The sequence below is a fragment of the Kitasatospora sp. NPDC056327 genome (assembly GCF_042261735.1).
GTDB lineage: Bacteria > Actinomycetota > Actinomycetes > Streptomycetales > Streptomycetaceae > Kitasatospora.
The window spans coordinates 1-22,452 of record NZ_JBHJRC010000081.1; the positions used below are offsets into that span (position 1 = coordinate 1).

At 76.1% G+C, this 22,452-nt stretch carries 19 protein-coding genes; 8 read left to right on the top strand and 11 right to left on the bottom strand.

The window, feature by feature from the left end; genetic code table 11:
• Positions 1-78 precede the first annotated feature (78 nt).
• The 3 genes from ACFCX4_RS14545 to ACFCX4_RS14555 form a co-directional block, all read right to left on the bottom strand.
• On the bottom strand, positions 79-1,347 hold the full coding sequence (locus tag ACFCX4_RS14545) for a phosphotransferase (RefSeq protein ID WP_376142151.1): 1,269 nt from the start codon (positions 1,345-1,347) through the stop codon (positions 79-81).
• Between the two features lie 209 nt (positions 1,348-1,556).
• Entirely contained in the window at positions 1,557-2,420 is an 864-nt protein-coding gene (locus ACFCX4_RS14550; protein WP_376142154.1) for a PhzF family phenazine biosynthesis protein, read from the bottom strand.
• A gap of 85 nt (positions 2,421-2,505) precedes the next feature.
• A complete protein-coding gene (locus ACFCX4_RS14555) occupies positions 2,506-3,603 on the bottom strand; it encodes a DUF5937 family protein (protein WP_376142156.1) in 1,098 nt (365 codons plus the stop codon).
• A 101-nt stretch (positions 3,604-3,704) separates the two neighbouring features.
• Between ACFCX4_RS14555 and ACFCX4_RS14560 the strand changes: the two genes are divergently transcribed.
• From ACFCX4_RS14560 to ACFCX4_RS14575, 4 genes are all read left to right on the top strand, one after another.
• Complete coding sequence (locus ACFCX4_RS14560) at positions 3,705-5,054, top strand: MFS transporter (protein ID WP_376142158.1); 1,350 nt, start codon at positions 3,705-3,707, stop codon at positions 5,052-5,054.
• Positions 5,055-5,180: 126 nt separating this feature from the next.
• Positions 5,181-5,984: an MBL fold metallo-hydrolase gene (locus tag ACFCX4_RS14565; RefSeq protein WP_376142161.1), complete on the top strand. Its 804-nt coding sequence runs from the start codon at positions 5,181-5,183 to the stop codon at positions 5,982-5,984.
• 5 nt (positions 5,985-5,989) lie between these two features.
• Complete coding sequence (locus tag ACFCX4_RS14570) at positions 5,990-6,421, top strand: nuclear transport factor 2 family protein (RefSeq protein WP_376142164.1); 432 nt, start codon at positions 5,990-5,992, stop codon at positions 6,419-6,421.
• Positions 6,422-6,535: 114 nt separating this feature from the next.
• Positions 6,536-7,789, top strand: a complete 1,254-nt coding sequence (locus ACFCX4_RS14575; RefSeq protein ID WP_376142166.1) for an NAD(P)/FAD-dependent oxidoreductase — start codon at positions 6,536-6,538, stop codon at positions 7,787-7,789.
• Positions 7,790-7,859: 70 nt separating this feature from the next.
• On the opposite strand, the gene ACFCX4_RS14580 is transcribed toward ACFCX4_RS14575, so the two are convergent.
• Positions 7,860-9,476: an alpha/beta fold hydrolase gene (locus tag ACFCX4_RS14580; RefSeq protein ID WP_376142169.1), complete on the bottom strand. Its 1,617-nt coding sequence runs from the start codon at positions 9,474-9,476 to the stop codon at positions 7,860-7,862.
• A 910-nt stretch (positions 9,477-10,386) separates the two neighbouring features.
• On the opposite strand from ACFCX4_RS14580, the gene ACFCX4_RS14585 reads away from it, so the two are divergent.
• Together ACFCX4_RS14585 and ACFCX4_RS14590 are read left to right on the top strand one after the other, a co-directional pair.
• A complete protein-coding gene (locus tag ACFCX4_RS14585; protein ID WP_376142171.1) occupies positions 10,387-12,360 on the top strand; it encodes a molybdopterin cofactor-binding domain-containing protein in 1,974 nt (657 codons plus the stop codon).
• A 44-nt stretch (positions 12,361-12,404) separates the two neighbouring features.
• Positions 12,405-12,872, top strand: coding sequence for a (2Fe-2S)-binding protein (locus ACFCX4_RS14590; RefSeq protein WP_376142174.1), 468 nt, complete (start codon positions 12,405-12,407; stop codon positions 12,870-12,872).
• Between the two features lie 60 nt (positions 12,873-12,932).
• On the opposite strand, the gene ACFCX4_RS14595 is transcribed toward ACFCX4_RS14590, so the two are convergent.
• Positions 12,933-13,253: a hypothetical protein gene (locus ACFCX4_RS14595; protein ID WP_376142176.1), complete on the bottom strand. Its 321-nt coding sequence runs from the start codon at positions 13,251-13,253 to the stop codon at positions 12,933-12,935.
• 91 nt (positions 13,254-13,344) lie between these two features.
• Complete coding sequence (locus ACFCX4_RS14600; RefSeq protein WP_376142178.1) at positions 13,345-14,358, bottom strand: zinc-binding dehydrogenase; 1,014 nt, start codon at positions 14,356-14,358, stop codon at positions 13,345-13,347.
• 95 nt (positions 14,359-14,453) lie between these two features.
• Here ACFCX4_RS14600 and ACFCX4_RS14605 point away from each other — a divergent pair, with 95 nt between their 5' ends.
• On the top strand, positions 14,454-15,155 hold the full coding sequence (locus tag ACFCX4_RS14605; protein ID WP_376142180.1) for a TetR/AcrR family transcriptional regulator: 702 nt from the start codon (positions 14,454-14,456) through the stop codon (positions 15,153-15,155).
• A 225-nt stretch (positions 15,156-15,380) separates the two neighbouring features.
• Positions 15,381-16,568 carry an alpha/beta hydrolase gene (locus ACFCX4_RS14610; RefSeq protein WP_376142182.1) on the top strand — a complete coding sequence of 396 codons (1,188 nt, stop codon included), beginning with the start codon at positions 15,381-15,383 and terminating at the stop codon, positions 16,566-16,568.
• Between the two features lie 90 nt (positions 16,569-16,658).
• On the opposite strand, the gene ACFCX4_RS14615 is transcribed toward ACFCX4_RS14610, so the two are convergent.
• The 5 genes from ACFCX4_RS14615 to ACFCX4_RS14635 all read right to left on the bottom strand — a co-directional run bounded on the left by ACFCX4_RS14615 (position 16,659) and on the right by ACFCX4_RS14635 (position 22,447).
• Positions 16,659-17,258 carry a TIGR03086 family metal-binding protein gene (locus ACFCX4_RS14615; protein ID WP_376142185.1) on the bottom strand — a complete coding sequence of 200 codons (600 nt, stop codon included), beginning with the start codon at positions 17,256-17,258 and terminating at the stop codon, positions 16,659-16,661.
• A gap of 181 nt (positions 17,259-17,439) precedes the next feature.
• The gene (locus tag ACFCX4_RS14620; RefSeq protein WP_376142188.1) at positions 17,440-18,231 is read right to left on the bottom strand and encodes an SDR family NAD(P)-dependent oxidoreductase; all 792 of its coding nucleotides are present in this window, start codon (positions 18,229-18,231) and stop codon (positions 17,440-17,442) included.
• A 236-nt stretch (positions 18,232-18,467) separates the two neighbouring features.
• Complete coding sequence (locus tag ACFCX4_RS14625) at positions 18,468-19,247, bottom strand: transglycosylase family protein (protein WP_376142190.1); 780 nt, start codon at positions 19,245-19,247, stop codon at positions 18,468-18,470.
• A gap of 694 nt (positions 19,248-19,941) precedes the next feature.
• Positions 19,942-20,610, bottom strand: a complete 669-nt coding sequence (locus tag ACFCX4_RS14630) for a response regulator (protein WP_376142194.1) — start codon at positions 20,608-20,610, stop codon at positions 19,942-19,944.
• A gap of 85 nt (positions 20,611-20,695) precedes the next feature.
• The gene (locus tag ACFCX4_RS14635) at positions 20,696-22,447 is read right to left on the bottom strand and encodes a sensor histidine kinase (protein WP_376142210.1); all 1,752 of its coding nucleotides are present in this window, start codon (positions 22,445-22,447) and stop codon (positions 20,696-20,698) included.
• Between the last annotated feature and the right edge of the window lie 5 nt (positions 22,448-22,452).

Here is a 22,452-nt window from a genome sequence, read left to right on the forward strand (position 1 = left end):
AGAGACAGGGCCCCGACCACCCGCCACCCGCCGGCCCGCGATCCGACCGGCCGTCACCCGCAGGCCCGACCGGCACCGTCAGCCGGCCGCCGCCGGGCGCGCGGCGGCGAGTGCGCGCCGCACCTCGGCCGCCGGATCACCCTCGTGGTAGGGGCGTTCGCTGTCCTCGATATGGTCCAGGAACTCCTGGTACCGCAGCGCGTAGCCCAGGTGGAACAGCGGGCCGGCCAGCTCCAGCGCCCGCTCCGGCGCGCTGCCCGGCACCCGCTCGCGCCAGGCCCGGGCCCACTGCGCCGCCGCCAGCGACCACCCGTCCGCGTCCACGTAGGCGCGCGGCCGGAGGCCGTCCATGACCGGGTGGCCGAGGCAGGCGTCCGCGTAGTCGAGGGCCACCGGGCCGTCGCCGGTGCCGCCGTCCTGGCCCGCCCCCGTGCGCCAGTTGCCGGGGTGGAAGTCACCGTGCACCAGGGTCTCGGGGATCCCGCAGGCCGCCAGTTCCCCGACCAGGGCGGGCAGCCGCCCGGCCAGCTCCCGGGCGGCGGCCAGCTCCGCGGCCGTCAGGTCCGACTCCCCGGCCAGCCGGTCGAGCAGCGCCGGAACGGCAGCGGCCAGCACCGCCGGGGTGCGGTCGCGCAGCCCGGCCGCGGCGGCCCGGCCGTCGGCCGCGAGGGCGGCCTGGGCGGCGACCAGCCGCGGCACCATGGCGGTGATCTCCCCGGCCGACGGGTCCCAGCAGTCCTCGCCGGGCACCTCCTCGAACACCACCCGCCCGCGCTCCGGGTCGGCGGCGAGCACGGTCGGCACCAGGCCGGGGTCCACCCCGCCGACCAGCGCGACGACCTCCGACTCACGGGCGTTGAACGCCGGGTTGCTCACCTTCAGCCAGACGGGCCCGGCGGCCGTCGGCAGCCGGAACAGGCCGGACAGGTTCCAGGTGCGGACCTGCTCGACGCCCCCGGTGACCGGCCGGCCGGCCGCCGCGAGCGCCCGCCCGGCCCAGTCGACCGCCGCCCGCAGCCCCTCGGGCGTGGCCCAGGCGGCCCGCCGCTCGGCGGGGCCGAGCAGGGCCGCGGTCCCGGCGTCCGGCGGACGCGGCGTCGGACCGGCGGGCCGATCCCACGCCTCGGCGTGGTAGACGGTGTGACCGCCGCTGCCGCCGTCCGCGCCCGTCACCCCGACCAGCCGGACCACCACCACCGGCACCCCGGCCTCCGCCGAGAGCCGTGCGGTCACCGTCCCGACGGACGACCACCACCCCTCCTCCACCTCGAAGGGGCCCAGCGGCCCCAGGTAGTCGCCGCCGTGGGTGAGATGGACGCTGACCGTCCGACCGTTCGCTGAAGTCACCGGGGCAGGCTCCCTCACCGCCGCCGCCCGCGCGACCCATTTTCGGCACGGCTCCGGGCGGACGGGCGGACGGACCACGGGCCGGGTACGCCGGTCCCCGGCCCGGCTCGCGCGAGCCGTCACCCGCACCCGGCCACGCACCGTCACCGGGCCGCGCCGCTCCCCCGTCCGCCGCAACGGCCGCGCCGGACCGCCGGATCGCCGGACCGCTAAGGGATGGCCACCGCAGCACCGGAGACCCGGACGCGCGGGGCCGCCGAACGCAGGTCGACGCGGAGGAGACCGGGGCGGCCGAGGTCCTCGCCCTGGTGGAGGGTGAGGACGGCCGGGGCGGCGGGCTCCAGCTCGCGCAGGTAGGCGCCGAACGCGGCGGCGGCCGCGCCGGTGGCCGGGTCCTCCACGACGCCGCCGACCGGGAACGGGTCGCGGACGTGGAAGACGTCGGGGGCGGCGCGCCAGACCAGCTGGACGGTGGTCAGGTCACGGGCCGTCATGTGGGCGGCGAGGCCGTCGAAGTCGTAGTCGAGCCGGGCCAGCCGCTCGCGGGTGGCGGCGGCCAGCACCAGGTGGCGGGCGCCCGCGTAGGCGACCCGGGGCGGCAGCGCCGGGTCGAGGTCCTCGGGTGCCCAGCCGAGGAGGGCGAGCGCCTCCGCGACGTCCGCCGCGCCGGCCTCGGTGACGTGCGGCTCGACACTGGTGAGGGTGGCGCGCAGGCCACCGGCCGGGTCCTCGGTCACCTCGACCGGCACCTCGCCGGCCGCCGTGCGGTAGAGGTACTCGCCCGGGCCGACCCGTTCGGCCAGCGCCACGGCGGAGGCGACGGTGGCGTGGCCGCAGAACGGCACCTCGGCGAGCGGGCTGAAGTAGCGCACCGCGTACCCGCCGGCCGGGTCGGCGGTCAGGAAGGCGGTCTCCGAGTAGCCGACCGCGGCGGCGACGGCGAGCATCCGCTCCGTGGAGAGGCCGCCGGCGTCGAGCACCACCCCGGCCGGGTTGCCGCCCGCCGGGTCGGTGGCGAAGGCGGCGTAGCGGAGGATCTCGGGGTCGCCGGGCGCGGCGTCGTCACTGGTCATGACCGGTCGAACGCGGCCCGCCCCGGCCGTGTTCCCCCGCACCGGGGCCTTCGCCCGGCGTCTCCCGGCGCTGCGGCACGGCCCCTCACCGCAGCACCGCCTCCAGCAGGTCGGTGCCCAGCCGGGCGCTTCCCGCCAGGTCGAGCTGGTACAGCATGTAGCGCCCGCGCCGGTGGGTGATCAGCAGCCCGGCCTTGCGGAGCACCGCCAGGTGGCGGGACACCTCGGGCGCGCTGAGCTCCCAGGCGGACGCCAGCTCGCCGGTGGTGTGCGGGCCGCGCGCGATGGTGCGCGCCAGCCGGAGCCGGACGGGGTGGGCGAGCGCCTCCAGCCGCTGCTGGACCAGCGCCAGCGAGACCGGCTCGGGCACGCCCGCCGCCGCGACCGGGTACTGCACCACCGGACGCCAGCCGGGCGCCGACACCACCAGCAGGTGCGGCCGCCCGAACGCGGTGGGGACGAAGGTGACGCCGCCGGCGGCGGTCGCACTGGCGGTGTTGTCCTGGAGCTTGTCGATGACGATCCGCCGCCGCCCCGCGCCGGAGTCCTCCAGCACCACCGAGGAGGAGACGGCGGCCAGCGCCTCGGCCGCGCCGTGCCGCACCAGCAGGTCGGTCTTGCGGCGGGCGTCGGCGGCCAGCTCGGGCAGCACCCGCCGCCAGGCGTCGGCGAAGAAGGCGTCGACGCAGTCCTCCAGCATCCGCCGGACCAGCGCCCGCACCGCGGCCGGGTCGGTGAGCAGCCGGTCGGCGAAGTCCGCCTGCCGGGGGCCGCGGGCCAGCGCCAGGTCCCGGGCCCGTTCCTGCGCCACCGGGTCGGTGAGCGGCGAGGCGAACCGGTGCGCGAGCCGGGAGGCCCCGCAGGTCGTCACCAGGGCGGCCCGGACGTACTCCTCGTCGTCGATCCGGTCGACGGCGTCCAGCTCCTCTGCGAGGGTGGCACCGGGCAGACCGGGGACGAGGAAGTCGGCGCGCGAGGAGCGCCAGACGAAGTCGGCCTCGGCGAGCCGCTCGGCGAGCGCGGGCGGCACGGTGGCCGTGGTGCTCGCCGCCCAGCCGTGCAGGGCGGGGTGGTGCGCGGGTTCGGCGAGCACGTGCAGCATCGCGCTCAGCTCGGCCAGCGGCGAGGGGGTGAACAGCAGGCGGTCGTCGGACAGGCCGGTGATGTCGATGGTCAGGCTCACGTCCCCGATCCTGCCACCCGCCGCGGGACCGCCCGGCACCGATTGACGGGACTCGTCAATCGGCGTGCCCGCGGACCGGGCGCGGGCGGACGGTACCGGTCATGAGCCTGATCCGCAGCCCCGAGCCACAGCCCTCCGCCCCGCCGGAGCCGACCGGTCCCCGCCCCGAGCCGGACCGCCCCGACCCCGGCCGGCCGGACCCCGCCCCGCCGCAGCCGCAAGCCCCGCCGCAGCCGACCGCCCCGCCGGGGTCCCGCGGCGGGCCGGCCGCCCTGCTCGGCCTGCTCACCGCCGCCGGCGGCCCGCGCTACGCCGCCGCACTGCTGGTCGACGCCCTCGGCACCGGTCTGCTGCGGCCGTTCCTGCTGCTCTACGGAGTCGGCGTGCTCGCGCTGGACGCCGGCGCGGCGGGTCTGGCGATGTCGGCCGGCATGGTCGCGGGCCTGCTGGTCATCCCGCTGACCGGCCGGTGGATCGACCGGGGCGCGCGCACCCTGCCGGCCGCCGCGACCCTGCTGGTCCGGGCGGCCGGATCGGTGGCGCTGCTGCTGGCCGACGGCACGGCCGGGTTCGTGGCGGCGGCGGTCCTGCTCGGGGTCGGCGGCCAGTCCTGGCCCGCCACCCACGCCGCCGTCGTCTCGACGCTCACCGAGGGCCGCACCCGGGACGCCGCGCTGGCCGCCGGCCGGACGCTGCGCAACGCCGGGCTGGGCGCGGGCGCGCTGCTGGCGACCCTCGCGGTGGCGGGCGGCACGGACGCACTGCGGCTGCTCGCCGCGGTGACCGGGGCGGCCTGCCTGCTGGCGGCGGTGCTGGTGCACTCGCTGCGGGTCACCGCGCCGCAGGCGCCGGCCGCACCCGCCGGGGAGCGGCAGGGGGAGGGTCCGGCGCTGCGCCGGATCACCCTGCTGAGCATGGCGAACCTGCCCTACGCCTTCGCCTTCGACGTCCTGGAGGTGGCGCTGCCCGCCCTGCTGGTGCTGCACCTGCACGCCTCCGCGGCCTGGTCGTCCGGGGTGTTCGTGGGCAACACCGTGCTGGTGATCACCCTCCAGCTGGCGGTGGTGGTCCGCCTGGCCGACCGCGCCCGGCACACCGTGCTGGCCGCCGGCGGCGCCGCGCTCGCCCTCTCCTACCTGGGCTTCTGGGCGGCCGGGGGGCTCGGCGGCACGGCCGGGGCAGCGGGCGTGGCGGCGGTGTCCGTGCTGTTCACGCTCGGCGAGATCCTCTACACCGGCTCCGGCACGGCCCTGGTCGCGGCGAGCGCACCGCCGCACCTGCTCGGCCGGGCCCTCGCCCGCTGGGAGTTCTCCTCGGGCATCGGCCGGGCGCTCGCGCCGGCCGTCCTGACCGGCCTGCTGGCCGTCGGCCCGGCCGTCCTCTGGCCCGTCCTCGCCGTCACCACCCTCCTCGCCGCGGCCGCCGTCACCCGGCTGCGCCCGTTCCGCTGAGGAGCCGCCCGGCGCGGGCCCGGTCACCCGGGCGCCCCGGGGTGCGGGCGCCCGTGCGGTCGCCGATGCTGGGCGGCGAGGCACGCACCCGGACGCGCCGGCCACGGCCGTGAGGAAGGACACCGCATGAGCGCCCTCGACTTCGAGGTCATCGACAGCCCGGACAGCTCGCTGAACAAGACCTCCGTGCTGGTCACCGGCCCCCAGGACGCCCTGCTGGTGGACGCCGGGTTCACCCGCTCCGACGGACGGCGGCTGGCGGAGCGGGTCCGGGCCAGTGGCAAGCGGCTGACCACGGTGTTCGTCAGCCACGGCGACCCGGACTTCTACTTCGGCGCCCAGGAGGTGCAGGACGTCTTCCCACAGGCCAGGTTCCTGGCCACCGCGTCGACCGTCGAACACATCCAGGAGACCTACGAGGAGAAGCTCCGGGCCTGGGCCCACCTGGGCCCGGAGCTGCCCACCCGGCTGGTGCGGCCGGAGCCGCTGCACGGCGACGAGCTGGTCTTCGAGGGCCACCGCTTCGAGCTGCGCGGCGCCGACTTCCACCTGCCGGACCGGCACTACCTCTGGCAGCACCACCACCGCGCGGTGCTCGGCGGGGTGCTGCTCTTCCAGGGCCTGCACGTCTGGACGGCCGACACGCCGACGCCGGAACAGCGGGGCGCCTGGATCGACCTGCTGGACGGCATGGCGGCCCTGGAGCCGGAGTTCGTGGCGGCCGGCCACCGCACGGCCGGCGCGCCGACCGACACCTCCTCGATCGACCGCACCCGGGACTACCTGCGGGCCTTCGAGACGGAGGTCGGCCGGGCGCCGGACGCGGCGGCGGCCCGGGCGGCACTGGAGGACCGCTTCCCGGAGCTGGGCATGGTGCTGGCCGTCGACCTCGGTACGAAGGTCGCCAAGGGCGAGCTGAGCTGGGGCTGAGCACGATGATCGAGATCCCGCGCTCGGCCGCCGCGTTCGCCGAGTCCGACGCCCCGGCCGACGTGGTCCGCCGCCAGTACCTGGCCTCCGCGCGCGGCGACCTGGGGGCGCTGCGGGCCACCCTGGCCGACGACGTGGAGTGGACGGAGATGGCGGGCTTCCCGCTGGCCGGCACCTACCGGACGCCGAAGGGCGTCACCGCCGGGGTGATGGACCGGCTGGCCGACGACTGGGAGGACTGGGCGGCGCACGACGACCGGTACGTGGTGGACGGCGAGGACGTGGTGGTGCTGGGCCGGTACACGGCCGTGCACCGGGCCACCCGGCGGCCGCTGACCGTGCGGATGGTGCACCACTTCACGGTGCGCGGCGGGCGGATCGTCCGCTTCGAGCAGTTCACCGACACCGCCCTGGTCCGCGACGCGACGACGCCCTGACGAAGGCGTCACCCGTTCGGGGGAGCCAGGGCGGCGCGCCGGACGTGCTCTCGACAGCCCCGCCGGCCGACGGCAGGCTGTCGGTGATTTCCGCCGGAGAGCGAGGAGTTCACCATGAGCACGGACAGCACGGGCACCGCCGGCGGGCGGGAGCGCCCCTTCGTGATCGTCGGGGCCTCCCTCGGGGGCGCCAGGGCCGCGCAGGCGCTGCGCGAGGCCGGGTACACCGGCGGCATCGTACTGATCGGCGAGGAGCACGAGCGTCCCTACGAGCGCCCGCCGCTCTCCAAGGGGTACCTGCTCGGCAAGTCGGCCCGGGAGAAGATCCACGTCCACCCGCCGCAGTGGTACGCCGAGCACGACGTGACGCTGCGGCTGGGCACCCGGGTGGTCTCGGTCGACCCGGCCGGGCACACCGTGACGCTCGCCGACGACGGACGGGTGGAGTACTCCAGGCTGCTGCTGACCACCGGTTCGCAGCCGCGCCGGCTGCCGGTGCCCGGCGCGGAGCAGGAGGGCGTGCACTACCTGCGGACGGTGGAGGACAGCGACCGGCTCCGCCGGGCGTTCCGCAAGGGGGCCCGGATCGTGGTGGTCGGCGCGGGCTGGATCGGGCTGGAGACGGCGGCCGCGGCCCGGACGGCGGGCGCGGAGGTGACCGTGCTGGAGGCGGCCGAGCTGCCGCTGCTGCGGGTGCTGGGCCGCGAGGTGGCGCAGGTCTTCGCCGACCTGCACCGCGAGCACGGGGTGGACCTGCGGTTCGGCGTGCAGGTGACCGGACTGACCGGCGAGGACGGCCGGGTGACCGGGGTCCTGCTGGCGGACGGGACGGCGCTGCCGGCCGACGCGGTGGTGGTGGGCATCGGCATCGTCCCGGACACCGCGCTCGCGGAGTCGGCCGGTCTGGAGGTCGACAACGGCGTCAAGACCGACGAGCACCTGCGCACCTCGGACCCGGACGTCTTCGCGGCGGGCGACGTCGCCAACGCCTACCACCCGCTGTTCGGCCGGCACCTGCGGGTCGAGCACTGGGCGAACGCCGTCAACCAGCCGCAGACGGCGGCCCGGGCGATGCTCGGCGAGGACGCGGTGTACGACCGTGTCCCCTACTTCTTCTCGGACCAGTACGACCTCGGCCTGGAGTACGTCGGCTGGGTGGAGCCGGGCGGCTACGACCGCGTGGTGTTCCGGGGCGATCCGGCGGGCCGCGAGTTCATCGCCTTCTGGCTGCGCGAGGGCCGCGTCCTGGCCGGCATGAACGTCAACGTCTGGGACGTCACCGACCCGGTCCGCGCCCTGGTGCGCTCGGGCCGGGCGGTGGACGTCAAGGCGCTGGCCGACCCGGAGGTCCCGCTCGGCGACCTCTGAGCCCCGGCACGCGAACGGCCCGCTCCCGGAAGGCTGTTTCCGGGAGCGGGCCGTTCTGTGCGAAGTGGCGTCAGGCGACGGGCGGGAACGCCTCGGCGTCGGGCTTCAGCAGCTGGCCGGGGGCCGGGGCCTTCTGGTTCACCAGGTAGTCGGTGACCAGCTTGCCCAGCTCCTTGCTCCGGCCGACCGCGCAGTGCTCGACCACGTCGACGGAGACCAGCACCGCGTTGCCGAGCTGGCGCTGCATGCGCTGGGAGAAGGTGTAGTTGGTGGCCGGGTCGTAGAGGTTGCCGATCACCATCACCGGGGTGGCGGTCCTCCGGTTCCACGGGCCGGTGAAGCGCTCGGCGTCACGGGCCGGGGCCGGCCAGGAGGAGCAGGTCGGGCCGTCGAAGGCCTGGTAGCGGCCGAAGGTCGGCGACTCCTTCTCCCACGCCTTGGCCACGTTGACGAAGGTCCACGGGTTCGACGGGTACGGCTTGTCCTGGCAGTTGACGCCGTAGTAGGAGTCGTCGGCCGAGTACGGGGTCTCCGGCAGCGCCTCGCGCAGCGCGTTCGGCAGGGTCGTCGCGAGGACCCTGGCGTCCTCGACGGCGGCCGGGTCGACCGCCGCGGCGGAGAGGCCCTGCGCCGCCGGGGCCTGGATCACCTGGTACAGCGCCTGCAGCGACTTGGCGAGCGGCGCCTGCCGGCTCTGCGCGTAGAGGGCGTTGGCGACCTGGCTGGTGAAGCTGGAGAGCGTCACCGTGCTGCCGTCCGGCAGGGTGACCGGGCCGGTGCGCAGGTGGTCGCGGATGCCGTCGAACTTGGCGCGGGTGTCGCCGTCGCCGAAGGCGCAGCGCGGGGCCCCGGCGGTCTTGCAGCGCTTGAGGTACTCGGCCAGGGAGACCTCGAACCCGGTGGCGCGCTGGCGGTCGTACTCGACGCCGTCGCGCATCCGGAGGTTGGGGTCGACGTTGCCGTCGACGATCACGGCGCGGACCTTGCCCGGGTACATGGCGGAGTAGGTGGCGCCGATCAGGGTGCCGTAGGAGAAGCCGGCGAAGGTCAGCCCGGCGTCACCGACGGCGCGGCGCATCCGGTCGAGGTCACGGGCGACGTTGATGGTCGACATGTGCTCGATGAGCGGTCCGGCGTTGCGCGAGCAGGCGTCGCTGTAGTCCTCGGTGGCGTCGATGGTCTGCGCGATCTCGGTCCTGGTGACCGGGACGCCGGTCATCCGGTCGTTGACCGCGGCGGCTTCCTCGTCGGTGGTGAAGCACTTGAGCGGGTTGCTGCGGGCCACTCCGCGCGGGTCGAAGCCGACCAGGTCGAAGCGGTCCTGGACGTCCTTGCCGAAGCGGTTGGTGGTCGCCCAGAGGTAGCCGCTGCCGCCCGGACCGCCGGGGTTGAGGAAGAGCGAGCCGATCCGCTTGGCCGGGTCGCCGGCGCGGCGGCGCATCATCGCGATGCCGATGGTCTCGCCGTTCGGGTGGTCGTAGTCGAGCGGCACCTGGTAGACGGCGCAGTCGTAGATCTTCGGGTCCGGCTGGGTCGGATCCGGGTTGCACGGCTTCCAGTCGACCGGTGCCACCCTGGCCTCGGCCGCCGGGCCGGGGGCCGGGGCGGCGACGGCCGCCGCGGCCGAGCCGGCGACGAGCGCGAGGGCACTGGTGACTGCCAGTGCCGCGCTGGCGATACGGGACACGAAACCTCCTCCGGGTCTGCAAACCCGCACAGCCTGTCAGGACTCGATCAAGAGCGGAAGACGTCGGAAGCCGGAGATTCTTGCGGTGCCGCGCCGAATCGGCGTCAATCCAGCCCCGGAGGCCCGGATTGACGGGAAACAGTGCGGTCGGTGGCCGGAGAGCACCATTCACCGTATGGTCTGGCCGGGGCCACGGCGGGCGGACGCGCCCCGGAGCACCGGCCGAGGGCCCGCCGGCCGTCCGTCGGCGGGCGCCGCAGGCGCGCCGCACCCGGCGCGAAGTGAGCCGACCCGCGCCCCCCGACCCTGGATCGCGCCCCCGGTGTACGCATCACCCGAACGGCGGTACCAGTCGGCTCACGGTGGACACTGCGCCGTCCGTGTCCGTCCCGTCGGACATTCGCTCAGCCATCCGATCCGGCCCGAAGTGTCGGTGTTGACCCGTCAGTAGCCCCCTCCTATGCTCGTCCGCGAACGTGGACACGACCACAACGTGCACGTCCCCGCCGACACCCTCTGACACCGGGGCGGGACCGTCGCGGCACCGCCCGGCCGGAGCCGTCACCCGGCGAGAAGGGCACCTCCCATCAGCACCTCCACCGCACCCCCGGACGGCACGGAACCCGCCCGCGCACCGCGGCCCGACGGCACGGACCGCCGCCGCTTCCTCACCTATCTGATCGCCGCGCCGACCCTCGCCGTCGGCACCCGGGCCGCCGCGGCCGTCCCGGCCGGCCCCGAACCCCCGGCCTCTCCCGCGCCGGCGAGCCCCGCGGCTCCCGCCAACCCGGCCGGTCCCGCCGGTCCGGCCGCGCCCCTGCCGCAGCTGCTCGGCCTGCCCGGCATCCCGGACGTCGTCGACCTCGGCCGGGCCCTGCAGCTCGCCGGCCTGCCCACCGCGCACCTGCTCGTGCTGGAGATCACCGCCGCCGGCCGCGCGGTCCTCCGGCTGCCGCGACTGGAGGTCGGCCAGGGCCTGACCACCACGGTCGCGATGATGGTGGCCGAGGAGCTCGACGCACGGCTGGCCGATGTCGACGTCCCGCTCTCCGACAGCCGCCCCGACCTGCTGTTCAACCAGCTCACCGGCGCCTCCAACTCGGTCCGCACGCTGTACGACCCGGTGCGGGCCGCGGCCGCCGCCGCCCGTGCCCGGCTGGTCACCGCCGCCGCCCGCCGCTGGTCGCTGCCGGCCGGCACCCTGCGGACCGCCGACTCCGCCGTGCTCGCCCCCGACGGCCGCCGGGCCGGCTACGGCGAACTCGCCGCCGAGGCCGCCGCCGTCGCGGTGCCCGACGTGCCCGCCGCCCCCAAGCCGCCCGGCGAGCGCCGGGTGATCGGCCGCCCCACCGGCAGGATCGACGCCCGGGACATCGTCACCGGCCGGGCCCGGTACACCGGGGACCTCTCCGTGCCCGGCGCGGTGCCGACCGTCGTCGCCCGCCCCACCACCATCAACGGCACCCTGGCCGAACTCGACGCCTCCGCCGCCCGCGCGATGCCCGGCGTGCTCGCCGTGGTGACGGTGCCCAGCGGCGTCGCCGTGCTCGCCGAGACCTTCGACCAAGCGCTGAAGGCACGCGACGCGCTGCGCACCAGCTGGCATCCTGGCCCGGTCGCCGGGCTCTCCGACTCCGACATCCGCGAGCGGCTGCGCGCCGCGCACGCGCCCTTCCTCGTCCCCCCGCTGCTCACCCGGTACGTGGACGGCGAGTTCGACTTCGCCTTCGTCAACCACGCCCCGATGGAGGTGCTGACGGCGATCGCCGACGTCCGGCCGGGCCGGGCCGAGATCTGGTTCGCCGCACAGACCCCGATCGTCGCCCAGCAGACCATCGCCGCCGAACTCGGCCTGCCGCAGGAGGCGGTGACCGTCCACGTGGTGCGCGGCGGCGGCTCCTTCGGCCGGCGGCTGTTCTACGACGCCGCGGTCGAGGCCGCGCGGATCTCCCGGGCGGCCGGCCGGCCGGTCAAGCTGATGTGGACCCGTGGCGACGACATGCGGCACGGCCGGATGCGCCCCGCCACCCACCACCGGATCCGCGCCACCTACGGGCTGGGCCAGATGCTCGGCTACGAGCACCGCGTCGCCACCGTGACGACCGACTTCGGCCACGGCCTGGGCGAGGCGCTCACCGCCGCCGGCTTCCAGCTCTCGGTCGCCGGGCTCTCGCTCGCCCAGGCGTTCTTCCTGCTCAGCCAGAGCAACCCGTACGCCGTGGGCGTCCCCACCCAGCTGCTCGCCGAGGTGCCGCTGAGGATCCCCACCGGCAGCTGGCGCTCCGTCTACTCGGGAACGGTACGGGTCGCCGACGAGATCATGATGGACGAGCTGGCCCGCCGCTTCGGCCAGGACCCGGTGGCGTTCCGCCGCTCCCACCTGCGGGACGAGGCGGGCCGGGCCGTGCTCGACACGGTCGCCCGGGCCGGCCGCTGGGGCCGCGCGATGCCGCGCGGCCAGGCCCAGGGCGTCGGCTACCACGCCGAGAACGGCGGCCGCACCGCCTACCTGATGGAGATCGACGCCGCGGACCCGGCGCAGCCCCGGGTGACCAGGGCCGTGATCGCCGCCGACCTCGGCACGGTGATCAACCCGACCGGTCTGGAGGCCCAGCTCACCGGCGCGCTGATCGACGGCCTCTCGGTGATCCTCCAGGCCGGCAACCACATCGACCGGGGCGCCGTCCGCGAGGGCAGCTTCGCCGACTTCCACTACGCGCGGCAGCGGCACTCCCCACCGGTGGTGGAGATCCACCTCATGCCGCCGGGCGGTCCGCCCGGCGGCGCGGGCGAACTCGGCGTACCGGCGGCGTCCGCCGCGGTCGCCAACGCCTACGCCCGGGCGACCGGGACCAGCCCGCGCTCGTTCCCGATCAACTCCTGACCCCCTCCGACCGCCCCCGCGCACCTCCAGGAAGCCGCATCCCCATGCCCAGCCACACCTTCGTCCTCAACGGCCGGCCGGTCACCGTCGACGCCCCGGACGACATGCCGCTGCTCTGGGTGCTGCGCGACAAGCTCGGCGTCACCGGCCCCAAGTACGGCTGCGGCGTCGGGGTCTGCCGCGCCTGCACGAGCCACCTGGACGGCGAGGAGGTGCAGCCGTGCACCGTGCCGGTCGCGGACTGCGCGGGCCGCCGGGTCACCACGATCGAGGGCCTCGCCGACGGCGAGGCCCTGCACCCCGTCCAGGAGGCCTGGCTGGAGTGCGACGTCGCCCAGTGCGGGTTCTGCCAGCCCGGCCAGATCATGACGGCGGTCGCCCTGCTGCGCGGCAACCCCGCGCCCACCGACGCCGACATCGACCGGATCCAGAACATCTGCCGCTGCGGCACGTATCCCCGGATCCGCGAGGCCGTCAAGCGCGCCGCCGCCCGCACCGCGGGGCGGGGCTGAGGCCGCCGACGAGACCGGGGCGATCGCCGGGGCCGGGGCGGTCCGCCGGGCGCGTCCGGGTCAGGACTGGTCCCAGGCGTCGACGGTCAGCAGCGCGTCCGGCGGACAGCCGGCGATCCGCTCCGGGTGCAGCTCCCGCCGCCAGTGCGACGCGTGCGGTCCCGACGGCAGGGCACCGCCGTCGAACAGCGGCAGGACCTCACCGGCGCGCACCGTGTAACGGAGCGGATAGCCGTCGAAGCGCAACTGCTCCGCCCGGCCCGCCCCGGCGAGCCCGGCGATCCAGTCCAGACCGCCGAGCCCGGTCTCCCAGCTCGCGAGGACGACGTCCTCGCCCCCGCCGTCCGCCGGGGCCGTGACCACGAACCACCAACCGAGCATGCGACGCCCTCCCCCTCCGGTCCCCCGCCGGTCACCGCGAGCCTACCGGCGCCCGGCGCGGAACCGTCGGCCCGGGGCCGGAACCGTCGGCTCAGGGCTTGAGGACCAGACGGATCGGGTTGCCGGTCTTGTGCTCCAGTGCTTCGACCGCCTCGGCGGCCTCGGCGAGCGGGAAGGTGCCGCTGACCGAGCGGGAGAAGTCCAGCCGGCCACCGCGCACCAGGTCGACCAGGTCGACGACGTCCTGCCCCTCCGAGCCGTAGTGGCCGCGGATCTGCTGGCGCAGGTAGCTCACCAGGGTGCCGTTGGTGACGGTCAGCGGCTGGTTCGTCAGTCCGACCAGCACCAGGCGGCCGTGCTCGCCGAGCGAGGCCATCGCCTGCTCGCGGACCGGGGCCACGCCGGCGAAGTCGAACGCGGCGGTCAGCGGGCGGCCCCGGGTGGCGGCGCGCAGCCGGTCGGCGAAGTCCGGGTCGGCCGGGTCGAGGGCGGCGTCGGCGCCGAAGGCCAGGGCCCGCTCACGGGCGGCCGGCAGCGGGTCGACGGCCACGATCGGGTGGGCGCCGACGGCGCGCAGCAGCTGGACGCCGTGGGCGCCGAGGCCGCCCACGCCCCAGACGCCGACGGCCTCGGCCGGGCGGACGGCGCCGGTGGAGGTGATCGCTGCCCACGGGGTGGAGACCGCGTCGGGGATGAAGCAGGCCTGTTCGAAGGGCAGCTCGTCGGGGATCGGCACCAGGGTTCCGGCGGTGGCCAGCGCGTACTCGGCCCAGCCGCCGTCGTAGTCGACGCCCCGGGTGTGGACGACGCCGTCCCGGGACTCGCCGGCCTGGAGCAGCACGCGGTCGCCGACGGCGGCGGTGCCGACTCCCTCGCCCAGGCCGTGCACGGTGCCCGCGACCTCGTGGCCGAGGGTGACCTTGTCGCCCCGCAGGTACAGCGGCTTGAGCATGCCCTGGATCAGGTGGACGTCGGAGAGGCAGACGCCCGCGGCCTCGACCCTGACCAGGACCTGCCCCGGCCCAGGTGTGGGCACGGGCACCTCCTCGACGGCGAACGAGCCCTTCGCGACGTCGAGCCGGCCGGCGAGCATCGTGGCGGTCATCCCGGTTCCCTTCCACAGGGGTGGCGCGATCGACGGCCGCGCCATCCAAAACTTACTTGTTGTTCAACAAGCAAGTTCCACCCTAGCATGGTGGTATGCGCACGCACCTTTCCCCGGACGGGACGACCGCACCCACCGCATCCGCCGCACCGCCCGCGCCCTCCCCCGCACCGGGCGACGGCGCGGAACCGGCGCGCCGCACCCAGGCCGAACGGCGCGCCCGCGCCGAGCGCGCCCTGCTCGCCGCCGCCGCCCGCCTGGTGGCCGAGCACGGCAGCGCCGGGGTGACGCTCGCCCGGGTCGGCGAGGAGGCCGGCTTCAGCCGCGGCCTGGCCTCGCACTACTTCGGCTCCCGGGGTGCGCTGCTCGCACGGCTCCAGGAGGAGGCGCTCACCGAGGCGATGGCCGCCGCCGCGCCCGAGCGCAGCGGCCGGGGCGCCGTCGAGGAACTCTGCGCCTTCGCCCGGGCCTGCCTGGACGGGGTGCGGCAGCCGACCGACCTCGGCCGGGCCTTCGTGGTGCTCGGCGCGGAGGCCCTCGCCGGGGCCTCCGAACTGACCGGGGCCGTCGCCCTGCTGGACGCCCGGATGCGCGACCGGGTGGCGGAGGTGGTGCGCCAGGGTGCGGCCGAAGGCCAGGTCCGGCCGGAGGTCGACCCGGACGCGGCCGCGGCGGCGCTGGTCGGCCTGCTCAAGGGGCTGATCGTGCAGGCGGCGACCGCTCCCGGCGCCCTCGCCCTCGACCGCGCGACCAGCGAGGCCGAGCGCTGGATCCGCCTCGCCCTCACCACCGCCTGACCGGGCGCCGGGCGGCGCCGGCCAGGGCGCACCGGCGGGGCACGGCGCACGGCGCACGCCGGTGCGCGGGAGGACCCCGGCCCTCCGGTTCGTACCGCCACGGACGGGCGGGCACGCGGAGCCGCGCGCGCGCTGCACCGGTCCGTGAGACGGATCTGGTCCCGGACGAGCGCTCCCCCTAGGGTGAGCCGACGTCATGACCGTTGACCCGAAGGGTGGATGAGGATGATCCGGCGCCGTTCGCTGCTGACCGCTGCGGGATTGGGCGGTGCGGCGCTCGCACTGCCGGGCACGACCCCCCTGGCCACACCCGCCCTGGCCACACCCGCGCCCGGCGGCGCCGGGGCACCGATCGACCTGCCGGCCCCGACCGCGGGACGGCCCGTCGGCACGGTGTCGCTGCACCTGGTCGACGGCAGCAGGCAGGACCCGTTCGCCCCCGCACCGGGCCCCCGCGAGCTGATGGTGCAGCTCTGGTACCCCGCGGCGGGCACCGCCGGGCGCCCGCGCGCGCCGTACACCACGGCGCGCGTGGCGAGCGCGATGGAGCGGGACGCCTTCCTGGACCAGGGCACCCTCGGCCGGATGCGCCCCACCGCGCGGCTCGGCGCACCGGCCCTCCCGGGCGCGCTGCCGCTGCTGCTGCTCGGCCACGGGCGCAAGGGCGGGCGCAGCAACTGCACCGCGCTGGCGGAGGACCTGGCCGCGCACGGCTATCTGGTCGCCTCGGTCGACCACACCTACGACGCGGCCGCGGTCGAGTTCCCGGACGGCCGGGTGGTGCACAGCGTGCTGGAGGACGAGCCCGCCGACTGGGACGCCGCCGAACGCAAGGAGATCGCCGCCCGGGTGGCCGACCTCCGCTTCGTCACCACGGAGCTGACCACCGGCCGGACGGCCCTGCGGCACCCGGCGCTGCCGGGCGCCGACCCCCGGCGGATCGGCGTGTTCGGCCACTCGATGGGCGGCGCCGCCGCCGCCGAGGCGGTGCGGCAGGACCGCCGGTTCGCGGCCGGGCTCGACATGGACGGCGGTTTCTACGGCTCACCGGTGGCGGACGAAGGCCTGGACCGGCCGTTCCTGCTGCTCACCGCGCTGGCCGACCACGAGACCTGGCAGCGCTGGCGCTCCCACCAACGCGGCTGGGGGCGGCAGTTGCTCCAGCGGGACTCCGGTCACCTGAGCTTCACGGACCGCCCCTACTCGGCCGGGCCCGGCCACTTCGCCGACCACGTCCCGCGGGAGCTGTACGCCGCGCTGTTCGGCACCATCTCCCCGGCCCGTTCCTCCGCCCTGGCCCGCGCCTACGTGCGCGCGCACTTCGACCGGTTCCTGCGCGGGCGCCCGTCGCCGCTGCTGAACGCGCCGTCGCCGCGGCACCCGGAGATCTCCTTCGTCTGGAGCCGCGGCTGAGCCCGGCCGCGCGCACTCGTCCCCGCCTCCGTCCTCGTCCCGGCCCCCGCACGCCGTCGCCCGCGCGGGGGCCGGGCAGGGGGGAACGGACTACCCGGCGTCCTCCGGGTCACGGCCGAAGAAGGCGGCGAGCCGGTCGTACACCGGCGCGTCCCCGGCGACGGCGACCTCCGGCCCGAAGGCGTGGTGCTCCTCCTCACTGCCGCGGAACTCCGGCCGCAACGCGCCGCGCGCCCAGGCCAGCGAGGCCTCGGCCACCTCGTGGTCGAGCCCGGCCACGGACTGGCCGGTGGCCCTGGCGAGGTCCCAGGCGTGCACGGCGAACTCGGCGGTCTGCTGGTCCACCGGGAAGCGGGCCGGCCGTTCCCCCAGGCCGGGCACCTCGACGACGCCGTCGAGGTCACCCGCCCCGCGCCAGGCGGCCACCAGTTCCTCCGCGCCGGCCTCGAAGGGGTGCAGCCAGTCCTCCTCGACCCGCTCGGAGGGCTGGGACCAGTCGGGTGTGCCACCCCGGGCCCGGACGGTGAACTGCCGCAGGTCGTACAGCAGATGGCCGATCAGCCGGCCGACGTCCCAGGAGCGGCAGGCCGTCGGACGGGCGGCCAGCTCGGTGCCGGTGCCGTCAACCAGACCGGCGGTCTGGGCGAGCGCACGGGCGAGCAGTTCGATCGGGTCTTCCGCTCCGGTCATGACGCACCTCTCCGTCGTCGGGGCCGCACCGGCCCCTCACTCGGGACCCGTCCGCCGGCGCGCGTCCGCGCGGACGCGCGCTGGCCACGTGGTCGGACCGGCCGATCGTAAGCGCGGGCACCGACAGCCGGCCCGGAGCAACACCCCGGTGGGAGTGCGCCCCGGGCCGGTTCCGGCGGGGTCAGACCGCGAAGCCGCCGTCCACGGCGATCTCCGCGCCGGTGATGTAGCGCCCCTCGGCACCGGCCAGGTGCGCGACGGTCGCGGCGACGTCCTCCGGGCGCCCGAAGCCGCCGACCGCGGTGAAGCCGGACTGGAAGCCGGCCGACGGGCCGTCCGCCGGGTTCATGTCGGTGTCGATCGGCCCGGGGTGGACCACGTTCACCGTGATCCCGCGCGGGCCCAGCTCCCGGGCCAGCGCCTTGGTGAGCCCGATCGTGGCGGCCTTGCTGGTCGCGTACAGGCTGCCGCCGGGGAAGGCCGCCCGTTTGGCCATGCAGCTGCCGATGGTGACGATCCGTCCCCCCTCGGCCAGGTGGGCGACCGCGGCCCGGGCGTACAGGTAGGGCGCCCGGACGTTGATCTCCAGCACCCGGTCGACGTCCGCCGGGCCGGTGTCCTCGATCGGCCCGACGTAGCCGGCCCCGGCGTTGTTGACCAGGATGTCGAGCCGACCGAACCGTTCGGCCACCGCCTCGACCGCGGCCCGCACCTCCTCCGGGTCCGCACTGTCGGCCCGCAGCGCCCAGCCGCGCCGGCCGGTCGCGGTGATCCTGGCCGCCACCGCCTCGGCCCGCTCGGCGCTGTTCAGGTAGGTCACCACCACGTCGGCGCCCTCCGCGGCGAGCCGCAGGGCCACCGCCTCGCCGATCCCCCGGCTGCCGCCGGTCACCAGGGCCACCCTGCCGTCGAGCCTCGCGGGCACGGTCGTCGTCGTCATCGTGTCGGAACTCCTCGGGTCGTTCGTGGACATGAGTCGATCCTCGGTCCACACGGCCCTCGGGTCCGGCGGTATTCGGACGTCGCGTTCAACCTTCAACTACTGCTGGCGGCCGGGATTCGCCGGCCGGCGCACGCCGGGCGTGTCGCCCGCGCGCCGTCCCCGGGCGACACGCCCGCACGGCCACCCCGGGGGAAAGGCGGCCGTGCGGGCGTACGCGGTCGGCCGGCCGGGAGCTGCCGCCCGGCGGGCCGACCCGGTGGGACGGCTCAGAGGGACAGGGTCTGTCCGGGGAAGATCAGGTTGGGGTCGGCGCCGATCGCCTTGAGGTTCCTGGCGTGCAGCCCGGCCGTGTCGAGGCCGAACTTCGCCGCGATGCCGCTCAGCGTGTCGCCGCTCTTGACGACGTAGCCGGCGGCGGCGGGCTTCGCGGTGCCCTGCGGCGCGGCCGGGGCCCGGTCCGGCGCCTTGCGGGACGGCGTCTGCTGGCTCTGGGCCGGGGTCCGGTCCGCCGGCTTCGCGGGCTGCTGCTTCGTCGGCGGCTTGACGGGCTGCGGCTTGGCCGGCTTCGCGGCCTGCTGCTGGGGCCTGGGCGCCGGGGCGGGCGCCTCGGCGGCGGCCGGCGCGCCGCCGCGGCTGAGGCCGGCCCTGGCGGAGCAGACCGGCCAGGCACCCGGGCCCTGCTTGGCGAGGACCTTCTCGGCGACCGAGATCTGCTGCTCCCGGCTCGCCTGGTGCGCCTGGCCGGCGTACGCGCCGCCGCCGTACGCCTTCCAGGTCGAGGGGGTGAACTGGAGTCCGCCGTAGAAGCCGTTACCGGTGCTGATGCCCCAGTTGCCGCCGCTCTCGCACCGGGCGACGGCGTCCCAGGCGGAGGTGGGGGCGGCGGAGGCCGAGGTGGCCGTGACGAGGCCGGCCACCGGGAGCGCCGCGACCGCGGCACCCGCCATGACAGCCAGCCGGACCCGGTTGCGCCTGGCGGTGCCGTTGGTGCGGGTGCTGGAGCTGTCGGCGGTGGTGGCAGCGGCGGTCTCGTGACGGGGATCCATGGAATTCCTCTCGACATGCCCCGGGCAGGGCGTGCGGAACCAGACCCCTGCCGGGGCCGGCGGTAGCTCCCTCACTCGATGGGCGACCTCGCACGTGTCCGACGTGCCGGGCCGCCCCGGCCACCCTCCGCTCGCCGACGGCCTGTTCGAGCCGGTCGCGTCGACGCCCACGGCCCTCGTGCCGGTGGTCGGCCGGCGGGCCGTGCATCGGGGGTGAACCCGGGTGGTGCTCGTTGCACCGCCAAAGAAGCTACGGGCGCTGCCCCGGCCGCATCAAGCAATTCTTGTACGCCGCAGGTCAGTTGACTGTTACCGGCGGTATCGATCATGTAACCGGCCGGGAAACGACCGGTTATGCCCGGATTTCCCGCCTCAAACGACCGACTTCCGTGCCCTCGCTCACACCCGGCCGGCCGTGACGCCGCCCACATCATCGACAAATCGCTACCGTGATCTGACGCACCGTCATCGCCGTTACCGGAGTTCCCGATTCCGCGCGGCGCCGAAGTGGCGTACGCCACGCTCGATACGCTCCGTGGTCAATTGATCACCCAGCGCACGGCGCACGATCGGTCCGCGTACACAACGAGGACACGTCGAAGACACCGTCAGGACACGGCGCGCACCCGGCGGACGGGCCGTCACCGGCCCCCGGCCTGCGCCGTCCCGGGCCCCGGCCCCCGCCGTCCGGGCCTCAGCCGGCGCCGTCCAGACCCGCGTCACGGGCCAGCAGGGCCGCCTGCACCCGGTTGTCGCACCCGAGCTTGGCCAGGATCCGGCTCACGTAGGTCTTCACCGTCGCCTCGCTCATGTGGATCCGGGCACCGGCGTCCGCGTTGGACAGCCCCTCCCCGAGCAGCGCCAGGACCTCAAGCTCGCGCGCGGTCAGCACCTCCAGCCGCCGCCGGGCCTGCGCCCCGCGCGCGGCGGCCGGGCCCGCGCTCCCCCCGGCGAGCGAGTCGACGATGTGCCGGGTGGCGGCGGGCGACAGGAACGCGTGACCGGTGGCGGCGGCCCGGACCGCCTGGATCAGCTCACCCGGCGCGGTGTCCTTCAGCAGGAAGCCCGCACCGCCGTCGCTCACGGCCCGCAGCACGTTGTCGCGCTCCCCGAAGGTGGTGAGGATCAGCGCCCGCGCGCCGGGGACGACCCGCGGCAGCTCGGCGAGCGCCGTCAGGCCGTCCATCACCGGCATCTGGATGTCCAGCAGGACGACATCGGCCCGGTGGGCCCGGGCCAGCTCCAGCGCCTGCCGGCCGTCGGCGGCCTCGGCCACCACGTCGATGTCGTCGGCGGAGGAGAGGATCATCCTGATCCCGGCCCGGATGAGCGGCTCGTCGTCGGCGACGAGGACTCGGATCACTGCTGGTCATCCCCTTGTACTGGTCCTTGCGGTGCGGCAGCGGGCCGGCCGGTGCCGCCGGGGATCATCCTCACACCCCCACCCCTCACTGCTTCACCCGGTACTGCTGCTTGTCGACCAGCACACCGTCCTTGAAGCAGAACCGGGCCACCGTCTCGTCGTCCCAGCTGCCGCCGCCCTGGTCGGAGAGGAAGTAGTGGCAGACCGATCCCACCGGCGGGGTCGGGCCGGTGCCCCGGAAGTTCGAGGTGAAGAAGTCGCTGCCCGGCGGCAGCTGCCGCCTCACCTCCTCCTCCGGCGCACCGACCTGGAGGCCGTCGTACACCGCCCGCTTCACCGTGGAGTCCTCGGCGGAGCGGACGAACGAGATGACGCCCCAGACCAGCAGCCCGACGACGGTCAGCAGCACCGCCAGGCCGCCGACCGCGCAGCCGATCGCCGGGCTGCGGCGCTTCGCCGGCGCCGCCCCGACCGGCGGCAGGCCGTCGAGCGCCCAGGCCGGCGCCCCCTCCGCGCCGTGGCCGCCCTCCGTTCCTGGCCCGCCCCGCGCGCCGTCCCCGCGGGCACCGTCGAGCGCGCCCCCGGCGCCCATCGTGCGCTCCGCCCCCTCGTACGGCAGGACCGCCGCCAGCCGGAACCCGGCCTCCGCCGTCGGACCGGCGTGCACCATGCCGCCGACCAGCCGGGCCCGCTCGCGCAGCCCGGTCAGCCCCTGGCCACCGCTCACCACCGCCGTACCACCGGAGCGCGCCCCCACCGGCCCGGGCGCCGCCGGGTGCACCACCTCCACCACCAGCGCGTCCGGCTCGTACCGGAGCGCGACCGTGATCGGCGCGCCGGGGGCGTGCTTGTGAGCGTTGGTGAGCGCTTCCTGAACGGTCCGGTACGCCGCGTGCCCGGTGGACGCGGTGAGCGCGCGGCGTTCGCCGTCGCGCACCAGCGAGACCGCGGTGCCCGCCGCCCGGGAGGAGGCGACGAGCCCCTCGATCCCGTCCACGCCCCCGGTCCCGACCGCGCCGGCCACCCCACCGGCCGGCGGCCCGCCCACCGGCGCACCGGCCCCCGGCCCGGACGGCGCCGCGGCCGACTCGTCGTGCAGCACCCCCACCACCTCGCGCAGCTCGCGCATCGCCGTGACCGCGGCCAGCCGCAGCACCCCGACCGCCTCCCGCTGCCGGTCGGTCAGGCTCCGGTCGACCTCCAGCGCCCCCGTGTGCACCGAGATCAGGGCCAGCTGGTGGCCCAGGCTGTCGTGCATGTCCTGGGCTATCCGGTGCCGCTCGCGCAACCGCGCCTGGTGCGCCACCATCGCGCGCTCGCGCAGCAGCTGCTCGTTGCGCTCGCGCAGCGCGTCCATCAGCGCCCGGCGCTGCGCCCGGTACCTGCCCCAGAGCGCGGGCAGCACCGCGAGCAGCAGATAGCCGGCCAGGGAGAAGCCGACGACCACCTTGACCGGGATCTGCCCCGCGTCCTTCACCACGCCGAGCACCGTCATCAGGAGCCAGCCGGCGACGAACGAGCCGACCAGCACCCCGACCCGGCGCACCCGGGCACCGGCCGACCAGCCGGCGCAGATGATCAGCCCGAGCGGGCCGCCGCCGAAACCGCTGACCGCGGCGGTGAGCACCAGCACGGTCGCGGGCAGCCCGCGGCGCAGCAGGAAGAGGACGGCGACGGCCAGTCCCATCACGATCGCCAGGCCGGAACGGCTGACCGCCTCGATCAGCACGGCGAACGCGGCCAGCAGCAGCGCGCCCGTGGCCTCGCGGGCCACCAGCCCCGCCCGCCAGGGCCCGGGCAGCGCCGTTCGTACCGCCTTCGACCAGGCCTTCGCCATCACGT

Excerpts from the sequence above, each read along its gene's own strand:
- ACFCX4_RS14550 (WP_376142154.1), bottom strand. The coding sequence starts at position 2,420 with ATGACCAGTGACGACGCCGCGCCCGGCGACCCCGAGATCCTCCGCTAC.
- ACFCX4_RS14560 (WP_376142158.1), top strand. The coding sequence starts at position 3,705 with ATGAGCCTGATCCGCAGCCCCGAGCCACAGCCCTCCGCCCCGCCGGAG.
- ACFCX4_RS14565 (WP_376142161.1), top strand. The coding sequence starts at position 5,181 with ATGAGCGCCCTCGACTTCGAGGTCATCGACAGCCCGGACAGCTCGCTG.
- ACFCX4_RS14570 (WP_376142164.1), top strand. The coding sequence starts at position 5,990 with ATGATCGAGATCCCGCGCTCGGCCGCCGCGTTCGCCGAGTCCGACGCC.
- ACFCX4_RS14575 (WP_376142166.1), top strand. The coding sequence starts at position 6,536 with ATGAGCACGGACAGCACGGGCACCGCCGGCGGGCGGGAGCGCCCCTTC.
- ACFCX4_RS14590 (WP_376142174.1), top strand. The coding sequence starts at position 12,405 with ATGCCCAGCCACACCTTCGTCCTCAACGGCCGGCCGGTCACCGTCGAC.
- ACFCX4_RS14595 (WP_376142176.1), bottom strand. The coding sequence starts at position 13,253 with ATGCTCGGTTGGTGGTTCGTGGTCACGGCCCCGGCGGACGGCGGGGGC.
- ACFCX4_RS14600 (WP_376142178.1), bottom strand. The coding sequence starts at position 14,358 with ATGACCGCCACGATGCTCGCCGGCCGGCTCGACGTCGCGAAGGGCTCG.
- ACFCX4_RS14605 (WP_376142180.1), top strand. The coding sequence starts at position 14,454 with ATGCGCACGCACCTTTCCCCGGACGGGACGACCGCACCCACCGCATCC.
- ACFCX4_RS14610 (WP_376142182.1), top strand. The coding sequence starts at position 15,381 with ATGATCCGGCGCCGTTCGCTGCTGACCGCTGCGGGATTGGGCGGTGCG.
- ACFCX4_RS14615 (WP_376142185.1), bottom strand. The coding sequence starts at position 17,258 with ATGACCGGAGCGGAAGACCCGATCGAACTGCTCGCCCGTGCGCTCGCC.
- ACFCX4_RS14620 (WP_376142188.1), bottom strand. The coding sequence starts at position 18,231 with ATGTCCACGAACGACCCGAGGAGTTCCGACACGATGACGACGACGACC.
- ACFCX4_RS14625 (WP_376142190.1), bottom strand. The coding sequence starts at position 19,247 with ATGGATCCCCGTCACGAGACCGCCGCTGCCACCACCGCCGACAGCTCC.
- ACFCX4_RS14635 (WP_376142210.1), bottom strand. The coding sequence starts at position 22,447 with ATGGCGAAGGCCTGGTCGAAGGCGGTACGAACGGCGCTGCCCGGGCCC.